The 21730-nt window shown below is 63.9% G+C and carries 19 protein-coding genes; 11 read left to right on the plus strand and 8 right to left on the minus strand.

All coding sequences use genetic code 11. The features are described 5' to 3' along the window. Nucleotides 1–79: 79 nt before the first annotated feature. Nucleotides 80–1324, minus strand: a complete 1245-nt coding sequence (locus tag RCO24_RS00115; RefSeq protein WP_308959316.1) for a beta-ketoacyl-[acyl-carrier-protein] synthase family protein — start codon at nucleotides 1322–1324, stop codon at nucleotides 80–82. A gap of 106 nt (nucleotides 1325–1430) precedes the next feature. Next, nucleotides 1431–1697, minus strand: a complete 267-nt coding sequence (locus RCO24_RS00120) for a phosphopantetheine-binding protein (protein ID WP_308959317.1) — start codon at nucleotides 1695–1697, stop codon at nucleotides 1431–1433. Nucleotides 1698–2243: 546 nt separating this feature from the next. Between RCO24_RS00120 and RCO24_RS00125 the strand changes: the two genes are divergently transcribed. Continuing rightward, entirely contained in the window at nucleotides 2244–3965 is a 1722-nt protein-coding gene (locus RCO24_RS00125) for a long-chain fatty acid--CoA ligase (protein WP_308959318.1), read from the plus strand. Nucleotides 3966–4001: 36 nt separating this feature from the next. Here the strand turns inward: RCO24_RS00125 and RCO24_RS00130 are convergent, their stop codons facing one another. The 6 genes from RCO24_RS00130 to RCO24_RS00155 all read right to left on the minus strand — a co-directional run bounded on the left by RCO24_RS00130 (nucleotide 4002) and on the right by RCO24_RS00155 (nucleotide 13096). After that, the gene (locus RCO24_RS00130) at nucleotides 4002–4865 is read right to left on the minus strand and encodes an intradiol ring-cleavage dioxygenase (protein WP_308959319.1); all 864 of its coding nucleotides are present in this window, start codon (nucleotides 4863–4865) and stop codon (nucleotides 4002–4004) included. Between the two features lie 221 nt (nucleotides 4866–5086). Further along, nucleotides 5087–6391, minus strand: a complete 1305-nt coding sequence (locus RCO24_RS00135) for an acetyl-CoA C-acetyltransferase (RefSeq protein WP_308959320.1) — start codon at nucleotides 6389–6391, stop codon at nucleotides 5087–5089. Between the two features lie 77 nt (nucleotides 6392–6468). Beyond that, entirely contained in the window at nucleotides 6469–8502 is a 2034-nt protein-coding gene (locus RCO24_RS00140) for a 3-hydroxyacyl-CoA dehydrogenase NAD-binding domain-containing protein (protein WP_308959321.1), read from the minus strand. A 15-nt stretch (nucleotides 8503–8517) separates the two neighbouring features. Continuing rightward, complete coding sequence (locus RCO24_RS00145; protein WP_308959322.1) at nucleotides 8518–11040, minus strand: acyl-CoA dehydrogenase; 2523 nt, start codon at nucleotides 11038–11040, stop codon at nucleotides 8518–8520. A gap of 295 nt (nucleotides 11041–11335) precedes the next feature. Continuing rightward, complete coding sequence (locus RCO24_RS00150) at nucleotides 11336–12667, minus strand: NAD(P)/FAD-dependent oxidoreductase (protein WP_308959323.1); 1332 nt, start codon at nucleotides 12665–12667, stop codon at nucleotides 11336–11338. A gap of 60 nt (nucleotides 12668–12727) precedes the next feature. Beyond that, nucleotides 12728–13096, minus strand: coding sequence for a thioredoxin family protein (locus RCO24_RS00155; RefSeq protein WP_308959324.1), 369 nt, complete (start codon nucleotides 13094–13096; stop codon nucleotides 12728–12730). A 255-nt stretch (nucleotides 13097–13351) separates the two neighbouring features. On the opposite strand from RCO24_RS00155, the gene RCO24_RS00160 reads away from it, so the two are divergent. From RCO24_RS00160 to RCO24_RS00205, 10 genes are all read left to right on the plus strand, one after another. Then, on the plus strand, nucleotides 13352–13879 hold the full coding sequence (locus tag RCO24_RS00160; protein WP_308959325.1) for a thiosulfate oxidation carrier protein SoxY: 528 nt from the start codon (nucleotides 13352–13354) through the stop codon (nucleotides 13877–13879). A gap of 4 nt (nucleotides 13880–13883) precedes the next feature. Continuing rightward, nucleotides 13884–14210: a thiosulfate oxidation carrier complex protein SoxZ gene (gene soxZ, locus RCO24_RS00165; RefSeq protein ID WP_308959326.1), complete on the plus strand. Its 327-nt coding sequence runs from the start codon at nucleotides 13884–13886 to the stop codon at nucleotides 14208–14210. Between the two features lie 179 nt (nucleotides 14211–14389). Continuing rightward, nucleotides 14390–14632 carry a CDGSH iron-sulfur domain-containing protein gene (locus RCO24_RS00170; RefSeq protein WP_308959327.1) on the plus strand — a complete coding sequence of 81 codons (243 nt, stop codon included), beginning with the start codon at nucleotides 14390–14392 and terminating at the stop codon, nucleotides 14630–14632. Nucleotides 14633–14852: 220 nt separating this feature from the next. Further along, nucleotides 14853–15767, plus strand: coding sequence for a branched-chain amino acid ABC transporter permease LivH (locus tag RCO24_RS00175; RefSeq protein WP_308959328.1), 915 nt, complete (start codon nucleotides 14853–14855; stop codon nucleotides 15765–15767). Between the two features lie 5 nt (nucleotides 15768–15772). Next, entirely contained in the window at nucleotides 15773–17101 is a 1329-nt protein-coding gene (gene livM, locus RCO24_RS00180) for a high-affinity branched-chain amino acid ABC transporter permease LivM (protein WP_308959329.1), read from the plus strand. 8 nt (nucleotides 17102–17109) lie between these two features. Beyond that, nucleotides 17110–18015 carry an ABC transporter ATP-binding protein gene (locus RCO24_RS00185; RefSeq protein ID WP_308959330.1) on the plus strand — a complete coding sequence of 302 codons (906 nt, stop codon included), beginning with the start codon at nucleotides 17110–17112 and terminating at the stop codon, nucleotides 18013–18015. Then, nucleotides 18012–18731 (plus strand): ABC transporter ATP-binding protein, encoded by a 720-nt coding sequence (locus tag RCO24_RS00190; RefSeq protein WP_308959331.1) that lies wholly within the window; start codon nucleotides 18012–18014, stop codon nucleotides 18729–18731. The genes RCO24_RS00185 and RCO24_RS00190 overlap by 4 nt, the downstream gene beginning before the upstream one ends. Nucleotide 18732: 1 nt before the next feature. Beyond that, nucleotides 18733–19104 carry a DUF6867 family protein gene (locus tag RCO24_RS00195; protein WP_308959332.1) on the plus strand — a complete coding sequence of 124 codons (372 nt, stop codon included), beginning with the start codon at nucleotides 18733–18735 and terminating at the stop codon, nucleotides 19102–19104. Nucleotides 19105–19248: 144 nt separating this feature from the next. Further along, on the plus strand, nucleotides 19249–20364 hold the full coding sequence (locus RCO24_RS00200; protein WP_308959333.1) for a branched-chain amino acid ABC transporter substrate-binding protein: 1116 nt from the start codon (nucleotides 19249–19251) through the stop codon (nucleotides 20362–20364). A 193-nt stretch (nucleotides 20365–20557) separates the two neighbouring features. After that, nucleotides 20558–21592 (plus strand): branched-chain amino acid ABC transporter substrate-binding protein, encoded by a 1035-nt coding sequence (locus RCO24_RS00205; protein ID WP_308959334.1) that lies wholly within the window; start codon nucleotides 20558–20560, stop codon nucleotides 21590–21592. Nucleotides 21593–21730 lie beyond the last annotated feature (138 nt).

Raw genomic sequence — 21730 nt, forward strand, 5'->3', positions numbered from 1 at the left:
GTTTCCGGAACGCAATGAGCCCCGTTTCCGGGGCTCATGCAAACATTGAAAAGATGTCGTCGGGAGATCCGTCGCGCGATCAGGCCGGCGGGGGGCCGAAAACCAGAACGGCATTGAGGCCGCCGAACGCGAACGAATTCGACATCGTGTAGTTGACCTTCATATCGCGGCCGACGTTCGGCACGTAGTCGAGGTCGCACTCGGGATCGACCTCGTCGAGACCGATGGTGGGGGGGACCCAGTTTTCCTGCATGGCCTTGATGCAGGCCACGGCCTCGAGACCGCCACCGGCGCCAAGCGGATGACCGGTCATCGACTTGATCGACGAGATCGCGAGCTTCGACGCTGCGTTCTTGAAGACGTTCTTGATCGCCTTGGTCTCGTTGATGTCGTTGTCCTTCGTCGCCGTGCCGTGGGCGTTCAGGTAGTCGATCTCGGACGCCTCGATACCGGCGTCGTCGAGCGCCATCTGCATGGCGTAGCTCGGGCCTTCGACGGTGGGCTTCACCATGTCCTGGCTGTCGGACGCCATGCCGAAGCCGGAGAGTTCGGCCAGGATGGTCGCGCCACGGCGCTTGGCGTGCTCATATTCCTCAAGCACCAGGATGCCTGCGCCTTCGCCGAGCACCGTGCCGTTGCGCTTCTTGGCGAACGGGAAGCAGCCCTGCGGCGAGAGCACGTGAAGCGCCTGCCAGGCCTTCATGGTGCCGTAGTTGATGACGGCCTCGGAGGCGCCTGCGATGGCCACATCGACGAGGTTGTTCTGGATGTAATCCCGCGCGATGCCGATGGCGTGCGATGCGGTCGAGCAGGCCGAGCAGGTCGCGAACGTCGGGCCCTTGATGCCGAACTCGATGCCGACGTGTGCGGACGCCGACGAGCCGATGATGCGGAGCAGCGTCAGCGGATTGGTGGCGCGCTTGTTGTGAATGAAGAGATCGCGATAGGCGGTCTCGTAGGTGGTAAGACCACCGGCGCCCGAGCCGATGATGCAGGCCGCGCGATAGGGATTGGTCAGCGGAAACTCGATTCCCGACTGATTGACCGCCTCTTCCGCGGCAGCCGCAGCGAACCACGAATAGCGGTCCGCATGCATGATGATCTTGTCGCGCTTGAAGTTCTTGAGGCGAACCTTGGGATCGAAGTCCTTGATCTGGGCGGCGATCAGGATCTTGAGATCCTCGAGGGGGAATCCGCCGAGCTCGCTGAGGCCCGACTTGCCCTCTTTCATGCTCGCCCAGAAATCGGCCACGTTGAGACCGATCGGCGTCACCGCGCCAATACCCGTGACGACCACGCGACGCGTGCCGTTGCCCTTTGTCATGCTTCACTCGATCCTAAGCTGTTGGACAGTCGGCAGCCGCTGACGGCCGCGGGCCGCCCTTTCGGGCGACCCCAGCGCGGGGCTCACGGACTTTTCGAACAAGCCGTTATGCCTTCGCGGCGGCAGGCCCAGCGGCCATCAAGCCCTTAACCTTGTCGACCACCGAGCCGACGGTCTTGAAATCGCCGACGTCTTCGTTGGCGTTGTAGGGAATCTCGATACCGAAGGTATCTTCGATGTCGAACACAATCATCGCAAGGTCTAGCGATTCGATCTTAAGATCGGTCAAAGCCGTCGAGAGAGAGATATCGTCTCTCGGCTCTTTCATGTGCTTCTTGAGAATTTCGATGATTTTGGTTGCGACTTCGTCCATCTCGCTCTCCAAACCCTGCCCAACGCGACTTGCAGGGACCCCGTGTTATTCGACTTAAGTAATTGAACACTTAAGTAGTCGAGGGCCGCAATTATCACAAGCGTGGGCGTCACATATCCTTAAACCGTCCTGAAGTCCAGCCGACGGGGGTATGCCACCCTGCGGCCGTGCGGCACAAGCCAGTCATCTCAGATCCTGGGCGGCGGCGAAGTTCCGTGGGAGACATTCCTGCCCGCCACATCCCTAGGTACAGAACTCAGAGCGCCGGGAAAAGCCGTTCTGTGCGAACTGGCGCTAAGTGCTTGTTTTAGATTCTGTTTCAGTCCCTGGCCAGAGACAAAAACATCCCCTGCCGAAGCCGATCAGGCTCTAGGCGAAAGGTCCAAATAAGTGTTGAATACCAAAAGCGAGATGCCGTCAGCGCCTCGCCTAAAGTACAGATAATGATTGCCCGGAGGATAGTGAAAGCCTCGGAACCCCTACGCGACACGCAGACGCGGGTTTCCCGGGTTCGTCTCCCTCACGGGTGGCTCGGGAGGACGATTGATGGCGATCACTGGTGCTGACCAGGATTCCGACCGTGCAGTGCGTGCCTGGAGCAAGAGCTATCCACGCGACGTGGACTGGCACATGGCGCTTGAGCCGCAGCCCTTGTTCAGCCTGATCGATGCGGCCGTCGCACGGAGCCCCGATCGCCCCTGCACGACATTCCTCGGCCGAACATTGACTTACGGCGAAATCGGCGAACTCGTTGACCAAGCCGCCGCCGGCCTGCAGCAACTCGGCGTCATCAAGGGAACGAAAGTCGGACTTTTTCTGCCGAACAGCCCGACGTTCGTCGTTTTCTACTTCGCGATCCTCAAGGCCGGCGGTGTCGTCGTCAATTACAACCCGCTTTACTCTCTCGAAGAACTCACGTTCCAGGCCAAAGACAGCGAAACCGAACTCATGGTGACGCTCGATCTCAGCGTCCTGTTCGACAAAGTCGAGAAACTCATCGAGCGGAAGGTTCTCAAAGGCGCGGTCGTCTGCTCCTTTCCGTCGCTTTTGCCCGCGGCGAAGGCGGTGCTGTTCAAGCTATTCAAATCGAAAGAGCTGGCGCGGCCGCGCGCGTCGCCGGTGCGGGATCTCATTCGCCTCGAAAGCGAGGTGCTGTGCGACCCCGCGCTGTTCACGCCGGTCGCCATCGACCCGACCGCCGACCTCGCCGTGCTGCAATATACCGGCGGCACGACAGGTACGCCCAAGGGCGCCATGCTCACGCACGCCAACGTCTTTCTCAACGTGCAGCAGATCGCCGCCTGGGCGCCGGACCTGCAGCACGGCCGCGAAAAGGTGCTGGCCGCACTCCCCTTCTTCCACGTCTTCGCGATGACGGTGGTCATGAACCTCGGCGTCAAGGTCGCCGCGGAGATGATCCTGATGCCGCGGTTCGTGCTGGCAGACGCATTGGAGCTGATCGCCAAGCATCGCCCGACCATCATGCCGGGCGTGCCGACGCTGTTCAACGCTATCCTCAACCATCCGCGCATCCAGTCCTACGATCTCAAGTGTCTCAAGTTCTGCCTGTCGGGCGGGGCGGCGTTGCCGCTCGAAGTGCGCGAGCGGTTCGAGGCGACGACGGGCTGCTCACTGGTGGAAGGCTACGGACTGTCGGAGGCTTCGCCGGTCGTGACCTGCAATCCGCTCGGCGGCCCAGTCAAAAGCGGATCCATCGGATTGCCGCTGCCGGGCACGATCGTCTCGCTGCGTGACCTCACCGACCCCACCCACGAAGTGCCGCGGGGCGAGCGCGGAGAGGTTTGCATTTCGGGACCGCAAGTCATGCGCGGCTACTGGAACAAGCCAGCCGAAACGGCCGCGCAATTCGCCGGCACCTTCCTTCGGACCGGCGACGTGGGCGTGATGGACGAGGACGGCTTCTTCTACATCGTCGACCGCATCAAGGATCTCATCATCTGCTCGGGCTATAATGTCTATCCGCGCCGCATCGAGGAAGCGCTCTACGATCATCCCGCCGTCGAGGAGGTGGTCGTGATCGGGATCGCCGACAAATACCGGGGCGAGGCACCGAAGGCGTTCGTCAAACTCAAGGCCGGACAGGTCGCCACCCGCGCCGACCTCATGAAACATCTGGAAGTGAAGATCTCGAAGCTCGAGTTCCCGGCCGACATCGAGTTCCGCGATACGCTGCCGAAATCGATGATCGGCAAGCTCTCCAAGAAAGAACTCAAAGCGGAGGAAACGCAGAAGGCGCGCAGCGGCTGACCGACTACGCGCCCTCTCTGCGATGACAAGAGGTGCCTACGTTCCGCTTCCGGGAACGATCGAGCCCTTCCCACGCTGCCGCGTCGGGCCGCCTTCCATACCCGGCGGCGGGCCTCCCGGAGGAGGACCGCCTGCGCCGGGGGGTGGTCCGGGCGGGCGACCGAAGCCGGCTTTCTCGGGCTCGGCTGCCGGGTTCACACCGATGATCAGCGTCGCGACGTAGCCATCGGCTTCCTCGCGGACGCTCACGAACGAGATGTGATCTCCGTCCGCGCCCGCGATCCAATCCGTGCTGTTCAGCGTGTCACGCTTGGCTGCGCGTGCGTTGTAGGGCGGGACGTTGGCGAAGATGTACTCCGACAAGGCATCCGGGAAATACATCTGCCCTGTCAGCATCGCCTTCTCGTCGAGGAGAACCTTGAAATGGATGTGCGTGGTGCGGCCGCGATACCAGCCCGGATAAATGCTCGCGAACGTGACCTCGCCGGTGGCGCCGGTCATCTGCGTTCCGCGCAGGAACTTCTCGCCCTTGGTCGAGATGTTCTGGCCATCCCCCTGCCCTGGATAGCCCGAGTATTGCCCCGTCGCGTCGCAATGCCAGACATCGACGCGCGCACCACTGATGGGCTGACAGGTTGCGCCTTCGACGACCTGCAGCACGAGCTTCAAAGGCACGCCGGGGCGGCCTTCGGTGATTTCGGCGCGCAGGAGCGCCGGATCGAAATAGAACGGCCCTTCCACCATGCGCGGGGTCATGCGGCACACGTTGGCAGCAGCGGGGATGGCGGGCGCTGTCGCGGGTGAAGCGGCGGCCGCCTTCCTCTCGCCCGCAAGCACCGCTGCGGAGCCCGCGATCCCGGCCAAGGCGCTTCGGCGCGAGATATTTGTTTTTTCCGTCATAGCGGCGCCTTTCGCACTGATCAGCTGATGTCCGTCAGACCTGAGCCGGCCGACGATCCCGGCTCTATAACGCGACACGCACTCCCGATCCTGCGCGCCGGGGCGACGCAGGGCAGCGCGATTGTGTTTCAGTTTGTTTCAACGTGGCGTCATGGCGCCACGCCGTTCTACCGCCGCCTGCGGTTTGGCCGGAGCCCGCGACGGAGCTTTGATCGTTCGACTTACGCCGCTGCGCGGGCCTCGGCGCGGGTGGCACTTTCGAGAATGGCCGCAACGCCCATTCCGCCTGCCGTGCAGATCGAGATCAGTCCGCGCCCGCCGTTGTCAGCCAAAAGCTTCGAGAGGTTCCCAAGCACGCGCGCGCCGGTGGCCGCGAACGGATGGCCGAACGCCAGCGACGAACCCTTGACGTTGAGCTTGGCGCGGTCGATCGCGCCCAGCGGGTGATCCTTGCCGAGGTACGTCCTGCAGTAAGCCGGGTCTTCCCAGGCTTTGAGCGTCGCCAACACTTGCGCGGCGAAGGCCTCGTGGATCTCGTAGAAGTCGAAATCCTGCAACGTGAGATGGGCGCGATCGAGGATCTTCGAGACGGCGATCGTCGGCGCCATCAGCAGTCCTTCGCCAGCGACGAAGTTGTTGGCCGCGCTCTGGCTATAAGTGAGGAACGACTGGATGGCGAGACCTCGCTTAGCCGCCCACTCTTCGCTGGCGAGCAGCACGCACGCGGCGCCGTCGGTCATCGGCGTCGAGTTGGCCGCCGTCAACGTGCCCTTGTCGGACTTGTCGAAGGCGGTCTTCAGGGTCGCGAGCTTGTCGAGGCTCATGTCCTCGCGCAGGTTGTTGTCGCGGAACACGCCCGCGGTCGGCACGATGAGGTCGTCCATGTAGCCCGAGCGATAGGCTTCGGCGCCCTTCTTGTGGCTTTCGAATGCGAAGCGATCCTGCGCCTCACGCGTCACTTTCCATTCGCGCGCCATCAATTCGCAGTGCTGACCCATGGTGAGGCCGGTGCGCGGCTCGGCGACGTTGGGCGGCTGCGGGGCGAGTTCTCGCGGGCTGAAGCCCTTGAACACGCGCAGGCGGTCCATGGCCGTCTTCTGCTGGGGAAGCTGGACGAGACGCGTCGAGAACTTTTTCGAAAAGACGATCGGCGCGTCGGAGGTCGTGTCCGATCCGGCGGCGATGCCGCAGTCGATCTCGCCGGTCGCGATCTTGGCGGCGATCATGCTCGCGGCCTGGAGGCTGGTGCCGCAAGCCTGCTGCAGCGTGACGCCTGGCGTCGAGGGCGCAAGCTTGGTGCCGAGCACGGCCTCGCGCGCGAGGTTGTAATCCTTGGAATGGGTGACGACCGCACCGCCGACGACCTCGTCGATGTGGGCCCCCTTCAGCCGGTACTTGTCGACGAGGCCATTCAATGCCGCCGTCATCAGATCGAGGTTCGAGAGATCCGCGTAGAACGTGTTCGAGCGGCAAAACGGCGTGCGCACGCCCCCCACGATGCCGACCCGCCGCAATGTCTCAGCCATTGTTCGATCTCCTCTGACCCCGACCAGACCGGCCGGGAAGCACGTTCTAGAGCCGTTCCGGCTTTGCTTGTCTGACGCTATTGCGCCGCTTCACTATTCTCAGATCGCGCTGCGAATGCGCCCTCTTCGTTCGCCTTGAAGTGCAGCGGTCCGCCGCGGAACGGCGCGAAGCCGGTACCGAAAATCACGCCAGCATCGACGAGATCGGCACTCTCGACGACACCCTCGTCGCGCGCGCGCTCGGATTCGCGAACGAGCGGCTCGACCAGCTCGCGTCCGAGACGCGCGAGTTCTTCGGGAGCATAGGTCTTTTCGCCCCTCTCGGGCTTGCCATCCTTCCAGACATAGAAGCCCTCACCGGACTTCTTGCCGAGCTTGCCACCTTCGACGAGGCGCTGCAGCAGCGAGCCGTCGGGCGAGAGACCGAGAATGCGGCCGACGTGCGCGCAGACATCGAGGCCCACCGCATCGGCCAGCTCGATCGGACCCATCGGCATGCCGAACGTGCGCGCGGCTTCGTCGATCTTTTCCTTCTCCTCGCCTTTCTCCAAGCGTGCCATCGCCGACATCATGTAGGGCGCGAGCACGCGGTTGACGAGGAAGCCCGGAACGCTCTTGGCAACGAGTGGGAACTTGCCGATGGCGGTCACGAAGGTGGCGCCCTTCTTCACTTCCTCCTCGCGGCTCGAAGCCCCGCGCACCACTTCGACCAGGGGCATCATCGCGACGGGATTGAAGAAGTGGATGCCGATGAGGCGGCCCGGATCTTTCAGCGGGGCGGCGATGGCTTCGATTTCGAGCGACGAGGTATTGGTTGCCAGTACCGCACCGGGCTTGATCTTGCCTTCGAGGTCGGAGAACAGCTTCTGCTTGATGTCGAGGCGTTCGACGATGGCCTCGATGATGACGTCGGCGCGTGCCGCCCCGGCTCCGGTGGGATCCGCGATCAGGCGCGCCTTGGCGGCAGCCTTCTCGGCTTTGGTCTTGAACTTGCGCGAGAACAGCTTGCCCTGTGCCTTGATGCCCTTCTCGATCACCTCGGGCGAGAGATCCTGAAGCGTGACCTCCATTCCCGATGCCACGCACCAGCCGGCGATGTCCGCGCCCATGGTACCGGCTCCGATGACGTGCACGCGCGTCGGCTTCCAGGATTGATCCTTCGGCGCCTGGCCTTTCAGAAGCTCGGACAGCTTGAAGACGCGGCGCAGGTTACGCGATTGATCGGAAATGAGGAGCGGCGCGAAATAGCGGGTCTCGGCGGCCTTCAGAGCCTCGTAGTCGCCGCCGTGCAGCTCGAAGAGATCGATCAGGCGGAACGGCGCGGGATAGTGCGCTTCGCGCGCCTTCTTCTTGGTCTCGTCGCGCATCTTCTTGGCCAGCAGCGCGCGGGCGGGCCAGCGCGTGAGCAGCGATTTGGCGAGGCCGGCTGGCTTGGCCTTGCGTTTTCTCAGCACCGCCTTGCGCGCAGCCCAGCGCAATGCGCCGCGGCTTGCGACCAGTTCGTCGATCAAGCCGATGGCGCGGGCGCGGGACGCAGAGATCATGCTGCCAGTCAGCATCGCCTGCATGGCGGCGATGGGGCCGGCCTGGCGAATGGAGCGGGCCGTGCCGTGCCAGCCGGGGAAAATGCCGAGCTTGACTTCGGGGAAGCCGACGCGTGTTCCGGGATCGCGCGTCGCGATGCGGTAGTGGCAGGCCAGAACAAGCTCCAAGCCGCCACCGACGCAGACGCCGTGAATGCCGGCCACGACCGGAATGGAAAGCCGCTCGATGCGATCGAACAGCGCGAGCACGAGCCGCAGGCGGTCGATCACCTGGGCTTCGGTCTCGAAGCCGTCGAACTCGTTGATGTCGGCGCCGACGATGAAGCCCTTTTCCTTGCCGGAAAGAATGACGAGGCCCGCGATGGTGCGCATGCGCGCGCCTTCCTCGACCCAGTCGACGATCGCCGACAGCTCTTCCAGGGGGCGGCTGCCCAGCGCGTTGGCGCTTGCCCCTTCACGATCGAAGGTGGCCCAGCCGATGCCTTCCTGATCGACGGAAAACCGCCAATCGCGAAACGCAAGCGTGCCCGCCGGCGGAGCCAGAGGTTCCTCACTATCAGCAGCCATTGGACGCTTCTCCCATTACGATTGGTTCGCCCCCGCTGTCAGTCCGCGAGAGTTATGGCCGAGGCTCGACGGATCGGCCTTGGGATAGTTCGGCCGCAGCTCCTCGGGCGAGAAATGATCGACGGCGATGACGCGTGCCGTCAAGATCTCCGCCTCCTTCAAAAGCAGCGCCTCGCTTTCGGTGATCGAGCCGGCCTCTGCCGCCGCCTCGATCCAGTCGAGCCCGTGATAGCGGCGTACGGTTCCCGCACGAATGGCACGTTCGAGCTTCTTCTCGGCCTCCTCGGCCGCGACAACCTTCTTCAACGTCACTTCGAGCAGGCCGGTTGCATCGTCGGGGTCGTCGGAGATAAAAATATCGCGCGTGAGCCGGTCGCGGACCTCGCCGGGCTCCAGCACCAGGCGCACGATTTTCGTCCCAAGCGCATCGGGGGCGGGGAAATAGTGGCGACCGAACGGGAAAACCAAGACGCGCAGCAAGACGCACGCGGCCGGATTGGGGAAGTTCAGGATCGTACCGCGAATGGCCTCCTCGTAACGGGCCAGGCCGTTCGCCGCCGCGAACGCAACGATCGCGCGGTCGGCTTCGGGGCGGCCGTCGTCCTCGAAGCGCTTCAAGACACAGGAGAGCATGTAGATTTCCGACAGCGCATCGGCGAGGCGCCCGGTGAGTTTCTGCTTCACCTTGAGCCCCCCTCCGAGCAGCGCCACCGTGACATCGGCGACGAGCGCGAAGTTGCGGGAGGCGCGCGAGAGCTGGCGGTAGATGGTTTCGAGACCATCGACGCGCTCGGGCACATCCGCGAAATAGCCCAGCGTGAGGTTGTGAAAGAACGCCCCGGTCGCGTTCGAAATCGTGAACGCGACATGCCCCGACAGCGCTTCGTCGAAGGCGTCGAGCCCCTTCGCGCGGTCGGTATCCTGGACGGCCTGCACCTCCTTGTAGAGATAGGGGTGCGAACGCAGCGCTCCTTGAGCGAACGTGATCAGCGTGCGGGTCAGGATGTTGGCGCCTTCGACGGTGATGCCGACAGGAACCAACTGATAGGCCGCTTGCAGGTAGTTGGTGGGGCCATCGCAAATGGCGCGGCCGCCGTGGATATCGAAGGCGTCGTTGACGGCGTGGCGCAAGCGCTCGGTGGTCTGGTATTTCATCAGCGCCGAAATGACCGACGGACGCTCGCCGCGCGAGACCATGGCGGCGGTGACAGCGCGGGCCGCCTCGTTGACGTAGGCCGTCTCGACGAGGCGCGCCAACGGCTCCTCGACACCTTCCATGCGCCCGACGGGCAATCCGAACTGGCGGCGAATGCGGGCATACGCACTCGAAACCCGCAGCATGGCCTTGGCGCCCGCAGTGGCCGAGGACGGCAGCGAAATCGCGCGCCCCGCGGCAAGGCACTCCATCAGCATGCGCCAACCTTGGCCCACCATCTTCTCGCCGCCGATCACCCAATCGATCGGAATGAACACGTCGGTGCCCCAGTTGGGGCCATTGGGGAACGCGGCGCCCGACGGCAGATGGCGGCGGCCGATGTTGACACCCGGATGGCGCGCCGGAATGAGCGCAACGGTGATCCCGACATCTTCTTTGTCGCCGAGGATCTTCTCGGGATCGAAAAGGCGGAAGGCGAGACCGACCAGCGTCGCGTCGGGGCCAAGCGTAATGTAGCGCTTGTCCCACGAGAGGCGAATGCCGACGACCTCACGGCCCTCGTGCTGGCCCGTCGTGACATAGCCGATATCGCGCATGGTGGCCGCGTCGGAGCCGGAGGTCGGCCCGGTCAGCGAAAAGCACGGCACCTCGAGGCCCTGGGCGAGACGCGGCAGGTAGTGATGCTTCTGCGCGTCGGTGCCGTATTTCTCGATCAACTCGCCGGGGCCGAGCGAATTCGGCACCATGACGATGGTCACGACGTCGGGCGAGCGCGATGCGATCTTGCCGAGGATCAGCGATTGAGCCTGAGCCGAGAAGCCGAGGCCGCCGTGCTCTTTCGAAATCAGCATTCCGAGGAAGCCGTTCGCCTTCACGAAATCCCAGATTTCGGTCGGCATGCGCCGCTCGGTATGGCGGATCTGCCAGTGGTCGATCATCCGGCAGAGTTCTTCGGTCGGCCCATCCAGAAAGGCGCGCTCTTCAGGCGAGAGCACGATTGGCGGAACGGCGCGCAGCTTGGTCCAGTCGGGTGTGCCGGAGAAGATTTCGGCGTCGAAACCGACGGTGCCGGCATCGAGCGCCTGCTGCTCAGTGTCGGAGACTTTCGGAAGAATGCCGCGCACCAGCTTGAACGCCGGCTCGACGACGAAGCGGCGACGGATCGTCGGCACCGAGAGCGCGCCGATCGCGGCTATCGCCAGCCAGACGAGAAATCCGAAAAATCCAATATCGGGGGCGTGCGCGTGACCGTGAAAGAAGCCGCTTTGCCAGGCGAGCGTGACAGCTGCGAGCCCGACCGCCCATTGCCACGGAACCGCGCGCGCCATGCCGAGCACCATCGCGATTGCGATCAGGGCGATCAGAAGCAGAATCAACGCCATCGGTGTCTCCGCTCTGCGTTACCGGGCCGGCTTCGTGGCCATTTCGAGTTGTCTAGACTCCCACGGAAAAGCACTTCACCGACCGACTTGGGGCAAACACGCCTCCCGTCGCGTCATGATAAACGAAGAGTATAAAGCGTTTCTCTCCGAGGCGACGACCCGGCTTCGGCCGCGGTGGAAATCATAGGAGGCCCAGGCCTCCTCCCGGTTGTATTTGCTCGCTTTTTATTTGAATTCGCTTCGAGGTTTGGAGACAGACACGCGTCGTTCGTCCATTTGACGACCATTGGCTCGCTCATCCGCGCCCGCTTCCTGGAATGCGGCCCGATGCCGAATCCGACTTCGCGAACATGCTGCCGGTGAGCGTCTCGTACCAGGCAATGCTCTCCTCGAAGGTCTCCTTGCGCAACTCGGCGCTTTCGCCGGGCTGGGATATGAAGCTGTCCTTGGCGACCAGCACGTGCTTGCCCTTCACGTCTCCAGGCGTGTAGTTGGCGCCGATCTTGACGCTGTCGTCGGGCGCCAGCATCGACCAGCATGTATTGCGATAGATGGGCGACGGGCGCTCCGTCCCGGTAAGGTCGGCCAGGATGTTTCCCGCGACCACGAGGGCCTGGTTGCTGGCCGAGTACGCCGACTTCGGCATGTCCTGCGCGATGGCGGCATCGCCCAGGACATAGACGTTCTCGGCTTTTGCGGAGCGAAAGGTTTCGACCTCGACCGGGCACCAGCCGCCTTCAGCAAGACCGGCCTCGAGCGCGATGGTGCCGGCTGTCTGGTCCGGGATGATATTGGCGACGGCCGACTTGAACACCTCGCCCGACTTGGTGACGACCTCGCCGGTTTTCGGATCGACGCGCACAACGCCCATGTCGTCGAGATCGTTGGTGAGGCGCAGCTCGATGATGCCCTTGTAGTATTTCTGGAACGCCTCCTCGAACACGGCCTGCTTCGAGAACGACATCTTGGGATCGAGGATGACGAGCTTGCTCTTGGGCTTCTCGCGTTTCAGATAGTCCGCAATCACGCAGGCGCGCTCGTAGGGGCCGGGCGGGCAACGATAGGGATTGCGCGGGGCCGATATGACGACGAGGCCGCCGTCCTTCATGTCGTCGAGCCGTTCGCGCAGAAGGCGGGACTGGCGTCCGCCCGACCAGGCGTGCGGCATGAAATAGCTCGCCTCCTCACTCAGGCCTTCGATGGCGCCGTACTTGAACGCGATGCCGGGCGCCACGACGAGACGATCATAGGCGACGGGCTCGACATGCTCGATCCGGACAACCCGGTTGGCGAGATCGAGAGCGGTCGCGCGCTCGTGGATGACATCGATGCCGAGCGCGGTGAGCCCCAGGTAGTTGTGCGTGATGTCGTTGAAGGTGCGATAGCCGCCAATATAGTGGTTCGAATAGAAGCATGTCGTGTAGCGCCGCTGCGGCTCGATCAGCGTCACGTCGATATCGGGTGCCGCGCGCTTCAGCGTAACGGCCACGGTGGCGCCCCCGGGGCCGCCGCCGACGATGACCACACGGGCGCGTGCCGCCGCGCGCGGCCGGCGCGAACCCGCTATCAAAGCCAACGACAGGGCGCCGATCCCCTGCGTAAGCTGGCGGCGGTCGATGTCTTTCATGGAGCCACGGTCTCCGAGAGAGTTTGCCGAAAAACCAACGACACAAACGAAAGGCCCCGATCAAGGGCCTGGAAAAAATCCGGCGACTGCAAGAATCGCCCGCAACTCGTCGTAGAAGTAATCCGCACCCGGATATCCCGTGATCCGCCCCAACTCTTCATTGGAGCGCACGACGAGAAACGTCGGGGTATAGACGACAGGCGCGAAATTTCTGATCTCCGGCGCACCGCGCAACACGCGCTTCAAGGGTGCGAAACGGCCCTCGGCCGACTTGCGATATCCGTTGCCGATCTCTGCGTCCCAGGCCCGGCAAAAGCGGCACCCGGCTTCTTCGACCATGATCAGGCGAACGCCGTCGGCCGATCGCACGTCGTATCCAGCCGGCCCCATCGCACCGAGCCCGACGACGAACAGTGCGACCCAGAGCATGGCCGGCCTCCCGCGCATTCTTTTTATCACGCACTTCTTTTTTGGCGCATCGAACTGCTTTTTTGCGCATGATGCCATATTCGCGAGGCCGCACAACAAGGCCGCGCGATTTGCACCTTCTTTTGCACCTATGGTAGCAGTCCCAAGGTTCGGCGAGAAGCGCTATGGCCATAACGACGGGCCATTCCTATCTAATGAATTCAGCGCTCTTCACCGCGTACAAACGTCCCCAGCGAGATGAATGCGAGATCGATCTTGACCCCTCCCAAACCGGCCCGAGATCGGCTTGTCGACAGACGCGAGGTGCTGGCCGGCGCAGGGGTGCTGGCTTTTGTCATCAGCGGGGCGCGGGGCGCTCGTGCCGAGACGGGAGCCGGCCGGGCTGCGGTGATCGCCGATCCGCCACCGCTCGTTCCGACCGCTCAGTTCCAAGATGCTTTCCAGAAAATCGTCGGCTCGGGCACGCCGATCGAAGGGCGTCTCGTGCTCGAGCTTCCGGAAGACGCTGAGAACGGCAACATCGTGCCCTACAAGATCTCAGCCGAGAGTCCGATGACGGAAGCGGACCACATCCAGCGCATCCATCTGCTTTCGACGCAAAACCCGCAGGCGTCGGTCGCCACCTTCCACCTCACCACCCTCTCCGGCAAGGCGGCGGTCTCGGGGCGCATGCGGCTTGCCAAGACGCAAGAGGTGGTGGCGGTGGCGGTAACGTCCGACAATGCGCTGTTGGTCGCGCGCCAGGTCGTGGCGGTCGGCATCGGCGGCTGCGGAGTGGATTAAGCGAATGCCAGCCACAAAACCCCGCGTCCGTTTCCCCGAGCAGGCCGCCGCCGGCGAGATCATCGAGATCAAGGCGCTGATCACGCACGTGATGGAAACCGGCAACCGAAAAGATGCCGAGGGGCAGCCAATCCCGCGGAACATCATCCATACCTTCACCGCCCACTATGACGGCGACCTGATCTTCACCGCCGAACTCGGGTCCGGGATCTCGGCCAACCCCTTCCTCTCGTTCTTTTTCAGGGTGCCTGGACCGGGCGAGCTGTGGGTCTCGTGGAAGGACGACGAGGGCGGCGAAACCGTCGAGCGCTACCCGCTGAATGTGGTCTGAGGCTCGCCTTCGGCGCCCCTCAAACACGTGGCCAGCAGTCGGATTTTTCGCGCGGTATCAGCCGTAACTGAGGCCGTTTTCTGCTCTCTTGTCCTTGATCAAGTCTGAGGCATGCTGGCTCTTGCCCAACGCTTAGGAAGCCGGTACGCCGAAATCGCCGGCTCAACAGGGAGGGGACCATGGCAGAAGAACCCGTCGTCGCACAAACAAGCCCCTACCAGGTGGGTCTCGTGGAAGGCGAAACCTATTGGTATTGCCGCTGCGGCCGCTCCAAGTCGCAGCCATTCTGCGACGGCTCTCACGAGGGCACCGGCCTCGAGCCGCTGGAGTTCGTGGCCCCCTCGACCGGGACGTTCAATATCTGTGGCTGCAAGGCAACCGACGACGAGCCCTGGTGCGACGGCAGCCATAATATGATCTGACCCGCTGCCGCAGGACAGAATCCGGACGGCTGCCTTCGCCGGCCCCTCAGGAAGAGGCCAGGCGGACGCCAAACTTTGCTCCTATAGTGCCTAAATCCACAGCAGTTGCAGGCGCCAACGGGTCTAGTTGGTCGCCGAAGCGAAAAATCAGTTCCCATTCCGGTCTTTCACCCTCTAAACAGCGAAGGGACCGGAGCCACTCTCGGGGGAAAGGCGCTTCATGGATTATTTCGTCCAGCAGCTTATCAACGGACTGACGCTCGGCTCCATCTACGGTCTCATCGCCATCGGCTATACGATGGTCTACGGCATCATCGGCATGGTCAACTTCGCCCACGGCGACGTGTTCATGCTGGCGGCCTTCATCGCGCTCATTCTGTTCCTGATGCTGACCCAGCTGCTCGGCGTCGGGTCGCTCGGCCTCGCGCTCATTGTCGTGCTGGTGCTCGGCATGGCGCTGACCAGCCTGTGGGGGTGGGTCATCGAGCGCCTGGCCTACCGCCCTCTAAGGGGCTCGTTCCGTCTCGCGCCGCTCATCTCGGCGATCGGCATGTCGATCTTCCTGTCGAACTTCGTGCAGGTCGTGCAGGGGCCGCGCAACAAGACGATGGAGCCCTTGCTGTCCAACGTGCTGGTGTTGCCGATCGGGAACGGCTCGGTCACGCTCGCAGAGAAGCAACTCCTGATCATGGCGGTCACGGCCGCGCTGCTCGCCGGCCTCTGGTACGTCGTCAAGCACACGTCGCTCGGACGCGCGCAGCGCGCCTGCGAACAGGACCGCAAGATGGCGGCGCTGGTCGGCGTCAATGTCGACCGCACGATCTCGCTCACGTTCATCATGGGCGCGGCGCTCGCCTCCGTCGCGGGGCTCCTGTGGATGACCTACTACGGCGTCGTCAGCTTCAATGACGGTTTCGTCCCGGGCGTGAAAGCCTTCACGGCGGCCGTGCTCGGCGGCATCGGCTCGCTGCCGGGCGCCGTGCTCGGTGGGCTCCTGATCGGCCTCATCGAGACCTTCTGGTCGGCCTATTTCACTATCGACTACAAGGATGTGGCGGCATTCTCGATCCTGGCGATCGTGCTGATCTTCCTGCCCTCCGGCCTGCTCGGCCGTCCTGACGTCGAGAAGGTCTGAGCGCCATGCAGAATCCGGGAGACGCGTTGAAGAAGGCGCTTCTCGCGGCCCTTATCACGTTCGGGCTTTCGTTCCCGATTGTGGCGCTTCGCACCGACACCAACCTTTCGAACCAGCTGGTTTTGACCGAGCGCTGGAGCCTCGCGTTCACGCTTTCGGGGATCGCGTTCGTCGCCTTTCTTCTGTTGGGCCTCGTGCGCCCGGCAGGAGATGAGCGTGCGACCCCAAAGACGGCACGCAGCGCAGCGCCGCCGCATCCCTTCACGCGCTATCTGCCGCGTATCGGGCTGGCGTTTCTGATCGCCTACCCGTTCCTTGCCGTCGCCATTTCGGGAAGCGCCGGCGCGGTCAAATGGATCGACAATTTCGGCATTCAGATCCTGATCTACATCCTGCTCGGATGGGGGCTCAACATCGTCGTCGGGCTCGCCGGACTGCTCGATCTCGGATATGTCGCCTTTTATGCGGTCGGCGCCTATTCGTCCGCGCTGCTCGCCAAAAATTTCGATCTCTCGTTTTGGCTGACGCTGCCGCTGGCGGGCATTCTCGCCGCCTTCTGGGGGCTCCTGGTCGGCCTGCCGGTGCTGCGGCTCCGGGGCGACTATCTCGCCATCGTCACGCTCGCCTTTGCCGAGATCGTGCGGCTCGTGCTGATCAACTGGGTGCCGGTGACGGGCGGTTATGCCGGCATCTCAGGCATTCCGAGGCCGACCATCTTCGGCTACTCGTTCATGCCGGGGCCTGACAACATCGCGACCGCGCTCGGTCTGCCGGCCTCGCCGCTCTATCGGTTGTTCTTCCTGTTCTACCTCGCGCTCGTGCTGGCGCTTGCGGCCTACTGGGTTACCACGCGCCTGCGCACGCTGCCGATCGGGCGGGCCTGGGAAGCGCTGCGCGAGGACGAGATCGCCTGCCGCTCGCTCGGCATCAACACGGTAACGACGAAACTGTCGGCGCTGGCGGCGGGCGCGTTCTTCGGCGGCATCGCGGGTGCCTTCTTCTCGACGCGGCAAGGCTTCATCAGCCCGGAAAGCTTCACCTTCATGGAGAGCGCCGTCATCGTCGCGATCGTCGTGCTCGGCGGGCTGGGCAGCATGGTCGGCGTCGCGATCGCCGCCATCGTGATGATCGGCGGCACCGAGCTGCTACGAGAGCTCGACGTGCTCAAGGCCGTGTTCGGCGGCGAGTTCGATCCCGCGCAGTATCGCATGCTGTTGTTCGGCCTCGCCATGGTGGTGCTGATGGTTCTGAGGCCCAAGGGCCTGGTCGCGACGCGCGAGCCAACCGTACGGCTGAAGCCCAAGGTCGCGCGCGGCGCGCCGGCGGCCGAGTGAGGGAGCCGATGCGCTGGATCTCCGACCCGCTGCTGACCGTTGACCACCTCTCGATGCGTTTCGGGGGGCTTGTCGCGATCAACGATCTCTCGTTCAGCGTCGGACGCGGCGACATCACGGCGCTGATCGGCCCCAACGGCGCCGGCAAGACGACCGTATTCAACTGCATCACCGGCTTCTACAAACCGACAAGCGGACGCCTGGCGCTCACGCATGGTACAGGCGCTCCGGCCGGCGCCATCGACGCGCTGACGCGCTCGGACCTCAGGCGCACGCGCGGGGCGAATCCAGAGCTGTTCCTGCTCGAGCGGATGCCGGATCACGAGATCTCCGCGCAAGCCCGCGTGGCGCGCACGTTCCAGAACATCCGCCTTTTTCCGGGCATGACGGTTCTCGAAAATCTCATCGTCGCGCAGCACAAAACCCTGATGCGGGCTTCAGGGCTGAGCCTCGCCGGGCTGTTCGGGCTCGCGAGCTACCGCGCCGCGGAACGCAAAGCTTTCGAGCTCGCGCGCGCCTGGCTCAATGTGGTCGGGCTTGCCGACCGGGCCGACGATCCGGCCGGCGATTTGCCTTACGGTGCCCAGCGCCGGCTCGAAATCGCGCGCGCCATGTGCACCAATCCCGTGCTGCTGTGCCTCGACGAACCGGCGGCCGGCCTCAACAACCGCGAAAGCGCGGAGCTGACCCGGCTCCTGCGCGGTATCCGCTCCCAGACCGGCGTCTCGATCCTGCTCATCGAGCACGACATGTCGGTCGTTATGGACATCTCCGATCATGTCGTCGTCATCGAGTACGGCGTGAAGATCGCAGACGGCACCGCCAACGACGTCAAGAACGATCCAAAGGTGATCGCGGCCTATCTCGGTGTCGACGATGAAGAGGTCGCCGCCGCCGGAGGAGGCGTCCCATGAGCGCGCTGCTTTCGATCGAGGGCGTATCGGCCTTCTACGGCAACATCCAGGCGCTCAAAGGCGTTTCGCTCGAGGTGGCGCGCGGCGAGATCGCGACGCTGATCGGTGCCAATGGCGCCGGCAAGTCTACCCTCATGATGACGGTGTTCGGCAATCCGCGCGCACGCGACGGGCGCATCCTGTTCGAAGACAAGCCGATCACCGAGCTCACGACCCACGAGATCGCGCACCTGAGAATTGCGCAGGCCCCGGAAGGGCGCCGCATCTTCCAGCGCATGAGCGTGTTCGAAAATCTGCAGATGGGCGCAACGGTGGATGGTGGTGCGCATTTCGAGGAGGATCTCGAGCGCGTCACGCGGCTGTTCCCGCGCCTCAAGGAGCGCCTCAACCAGCGCGGCGGCACGCTGTCAGGCGGCGAGCAGCAGATGCTCGCGATCGCGCGCGCATTGATGAGCCGGCCCAAGCTTCTCATGCTCGACGAGCCCTCACTCGGTCTCGCGCCCCTGATCGTCAAGCAGATCTTCGAGACACTGGCCGAGCTGAACCGCCAGGGCATGACGATCTTTCTCGTGGAGCAAAATGCGTTCCACGCCTTGAAGCTCGCGCACCGGGCCTATGTGATGGTCAACGGCGAGATCACGATGAGCGGATCGGGACGCGAGCTTCTGGCCCGCCCGGAAATCCGCCAGGCCTATCTCGAAGGCGGGAGGCACTAGGATGATCGAACCGCTGCTCGCTTCGATCGGCTACGACATGCCTGCCTCGAATGGCGGGCTCGCGTTCGTGTTGCTGACCCTCCTCGTGGGCGGTGGGGCGGCCTGGAGAACCGGGCAAGCCGTTGCCCAATCCTGGCAGCCGTTCTGGCCGGTGGCCGCCTACACGGCGCTGATCGCGGCCGCCGTGCGCTTCCTGCATTACGCGCTTTTTGGCGGCCTGCTGCTGTCACTTCCCAGCTATCTCATCGACTTGGCAATCCTGATCGTGGTCGCGCTGCTTGCGTACCGGATGCGGCGCACCCGGCACATGACGGAACAGTATTCCTGGATGTTCGAGCGCGTGAGCCCGTTCCTGTGGCGGGACCGGTCGTAAGATCCGCTTTGTCATGCGATCTGCCGGACAGGGTCCGGCAACCTCCGGACGTGACTTCGCCACCGTTTCGGGGGAAAAGCGTATCGAAAGCCCGACCAGCTTGCCTTCCTCATTGCCCAAGAAGCCCGATCGAGAGGACACCCCATGCGCTTCGTGAAACTTGCGGCCGCCGTTTTCGTCACCTTGGCGCTCGCGTCCTGCGGCGGCGAGCAGAAGCTCAAGATCGGCGTGGCCGGCCCCCTCACCGGCAGGGACGCGGTGTTCGGCGCGCAGCTCAAGTATGGCGCCGAGCAGGCGGTGGCAGACATCAACGCGGCGGGCGGGCTCAACGGGCAGCAGCTCGAGCTGCTTTACGGCGACGATGCCGGTGATCCGAAGCAAGGCCGATCCGTCGCCAACAACTTCGTCGGTGAGGGCGTCAGCTTCGTCATCGGGCACTTCAACTCGGGCGTTACGGAGCCTGCCTCCGAGGTTTATGCCGAGAACGGCATCCTGATGATCACGCCTGGATCGACCAATCCCAAGATTACGGAACGCGGATTGACCAGCGTGTTCCGCACCTGCGGGCGCGACGACCAGCAGGGCAAGGTGGCGGGCGAGTACATCGCCGCGAACCTCAAGGACAAGAAGATCGCCATCGCCCACGACAAGACGACCTACGGCAAGGGCCTCGCCGACGAAACAAAGAAAACGATGAACGGCCTCGGCGTCACCGAAGTGCTCTACGAGGGCGTCAACACCGGTGAACGAGACTTCAGCGCGCTCGTCTCCAAGATCAAGGCCTCGGGCGCCGATGTCGTCTATTGGGGCGGCGTGCACACCGAAGGCGGCAGCATCCTGCGCCAGATGCGCGGCGCCGGCGTCACGGCCGTCATGATGGGCGGCGACGGCATCGCGACCAACGAGTTTGCGCAGCTCGGTGGCCCCGGCACGGAAGGCACGCTGATGACGTTCGGACCCGATCCGCAGAAGCGCCCGGAGGCGCAGGCGGTGCTCGCGAAGTTTGCCGCGCGCAACTTCAAACCCGAAGCCTATACGCTCTACAGCTATGCGGCCGTGCAGGTGATCGCGGAAGCCGCCAAGGCGATCAACTCGGTCGATCCGGCCAAGATCGCGGCTGAGCTGCATACCGGCAAGAGCTACAAGACGGTGATCGGCGATCTCGCGTTCGACGCCAAGGGCGACGTGACCCGCCTCGATTACGTGATGTACACATGGCAGAAGCAGCCCGACGGCAGCATCACCTACGTCCAGAACTGAGGCGACTGCGCCTTCTCAACCCATGAGGATCTTCACGCATCGGGCGAACTTTCTTTCCCCCTTGTTGGGAAACGCGCTCGATTGCGTATGGCCTCGCGGCTCTCGTAAGCAGTCTCGCCCGCACGAGCGAAGCAAACGTGTCCGCTTTTCGCTCGTCGCCGTTGCGGCGGCTTCAATCTTTTCCGCACCGGCTGTGGCCGAAGTCCGCGTCGGGCTCGCCGCACCTTTCACCGGGCGCATGGCCGCCACCGGCCTCGCGATGCAGCGCGCGCTCGAAGCGGCCATCAGCGATGCCAATGCAGCCGGGGGCGTGCTCGGACAACGCTTGGTGCTGTCGGTGGAGGATGACGGCTGCGCGAGCGCGACCGCCCAAGGGGCGGCAAACACGCTTCTTGCGGGCAAACCCGCGCTGGTCGTCGGTCATCCCTGCTCGAGCGCGGCGATCGCCGCGCGGCCGCTCTATGGACAGGCCGGCGTTCTGCTCATGGCTGTCGGTGCGCGCCACCCGGACGTGACGCGGCTCTCCTCTCCTGCTCCGTTGCTGCGGCTTGCGGGACGCGACGACTGGCAGGGCGAGGCCGCCGCCCGCTGGCTGTTGTCCCATGCACCCTCGCGCCGCGTCGCGCTGGTCCACGATCGCACGGGCTATGCGCGCGCTCTCTTCGACGGTGCCGTTGCCGGGCTCAAAGCGGCGGGTGTCGATCCGGTTTCGCTGCTCCCGATCATCGCCGGCAAACCCGACTACGAGGAGGTCGCGCTGCGTCTCAAGGAGGATCGGGCGGAAGCGCTGTTCTTTGCCGGCTATCCGGACGAGGCGGCCATTATCGTCGCCCGCCTTGCCGCGCTCGGCCTCGATGTTCCCGTCCTCGGATCCGACGCGCTTGCGACTCCCGAGTTCGCGCGCACCGCGGAAAAAGCCGGGATGCGTATCGCGGTGTTGCTGCCGTCCGAACTTCCGCCCCTCGCCGCGAAAGACGCCTCCTCACTGGAGAGCATGAATGAAGCGGTGGCCGCGGGCCTGCGCGCACGCGGCGCATTCGAAGCCTGGCTGCTGACCGTCAATAAAATGGGAACGTTCGATGGCGCTGCGCTCGCTCAAGCGCTTAAAGGGGCTGCCATTCGTACGCCCACGCTGGGTGAGATCGGATTCGATGCGAACGGGGATCTCGACGCGCCAGCCTTTGCCCCGGCCTCGCCGCGTGGAGGCCGCTGGATTCCAGACAATTGAGGCTTCGCGATGTGTCGCGCGCTTTTGCTTCGCGACAGGCTGTTTCGCGAATGGCTGTTTCGCGATCGGCAAACCGCGACGGCCTTAACGCGGCCGCCGCACGCTCTCGCAAACATAGTTTCCGGCACGCGCCTTTGG

The sequence above is a fragment of the Hyphomicrobium sp. LHD-15 genome, assembly GCF_031157355.1.
In the GTDB taxonomy this organism is placed as follows: domain Bacteria; phylum Pseudomonadota; class Alphaproteobacteria; order Rhizobiales; family Hyphomicrobiaceae; genus Hyphomicrobium_C.

What these genes read in the sequence shown, in the direction of transcription:
- RCO24_RS00120 (WP_308959317.1), bottom strand. Translation starts at nt 1,697, where the DNA reads ATGGACGAAGTCGCAACCAAAATCATCGAAATTCTCAAGAAGCACATG.
- RCO24_RS00175 (WP_308959328.1), top strand. Translation starts at nt 14,853, where the DNA reads ATGGATTATTTCGTCCAGCAGCTTATCAACGGACTGACGCTCGGCTCC.
- RCO24_RS00185 (WP_308959330.1), top strand. Translation starts at nt 17,110, where the DNA reads ATGCGCTGGATCTCCGACCCGCTGCTGACCGTTGACCACCTCTCGATG.
- RCO24_RS00145 (WP_308959322.1), bottom strand. Translation starts at nt 11,040, where the DNA reads ATGGCGTTGATTCTGCTTCTGATCGCCCTGATCGCAATCGCGATGGTG.
- RCO24_RS00195 (WP_308959332.1), top strand. Translation starts at nt 18,733, where the DNA reads ATGATCGAACCGCTGCTCGCTTCGATCGGCTACGACATGCCTGCCTCG.
- livM (WP_308959329.1), top strand. Translation starts at nt 15,773, where the DNA reads ATGCAGAATCCGGGAGACGCGTTGAAGAAGGCGCTTCTCGCGGCCCTT.
- RCO24_RS00170 (WP_308959327.1), top strand. Translation starts at nt 14,390, where the DNA reads ATGGCAGAAGAACCCGTCGTCGCACAAACAAGCCCCTACCAGGTGGGT.
- RCO24_RS00190 (WP_308959331.1), top strand. Translation starts at nt 18,012, where the DNA reads ATGAGCGCGCTGCTTTCGATCGAGGGCGTATCGGCCTTCTACGGCAAC.
- soxZ (WP_308959326.1), top strand. Translation starts at nt 13,884, where the DNA reads ATGCCAGCCACAAAACCCCGCGTCCGTTTCCCCGAGCAGGCCGCCGCC.
- RCO24_RS00115 (WP_308959316.1), bottom strand. Translation starts at nt 1,324, where the DNA reads ATGACAAAGGGCAACGGCACGCGTCGCGTGGTCGTCACGGGTATTGGC.
- RCO24_RS00125 (WP_308959318.1), top strand. Translation starts at nt 2,244, where the DNA reads ATGGCGATCACTGGTGCTGACCAGGATTCCGACCGTGCAGTGCGTGCC.
- RCO24_RS00130 (WP_308959319.1), bottom strand. Translation starts at nt 4,865, where the DNA reads ATGACGGAAAAAACAAATATCTCGCGCCGAAGCGCCTTGGCCGGGATC.
- RCO24_RS00140 (WP_308959321.1), bottom strand. Translation starts at nt 8,502, where the DNA reads ATGGCTGCTGATAGTGAGGAACCTCTGGCTCCGCCGGCGGGCACGCTT.
- RCO24_RS00200 (WP_308959333.1), top strand. Translation starts at nt 19,249, where the DNA reads ATGCGCTTCGTGAAACTTGCGGCCGCCGTTTTCGTCACCTTGGCGCTC.
- RCO24_RS00150 (WP_308959323.1), bottom strand. Translation starts at nt 12,667, where the DNA reads ATGAAAGACATCGACCGCCGCCAGCTTACGCAGGGGATCGGCGCCCTG.
- RCO24_RS00155 (WP_308959324.1), bottom strand. Translation starts at nt 13,096, where the DNA reads ATGCTCTGGGTCGCACTGTTCGTCGTCGGGCTCGGTGCGATGGGGCCG.
- RCO24_RS00135 (WP_308959320.1), bottom strand. Translation starts at nt 6,391, where the DNA reads ATGGCTGAGACATTGCGGCGGGTCGGCATCGTGGGGGGCGTGCGCACG.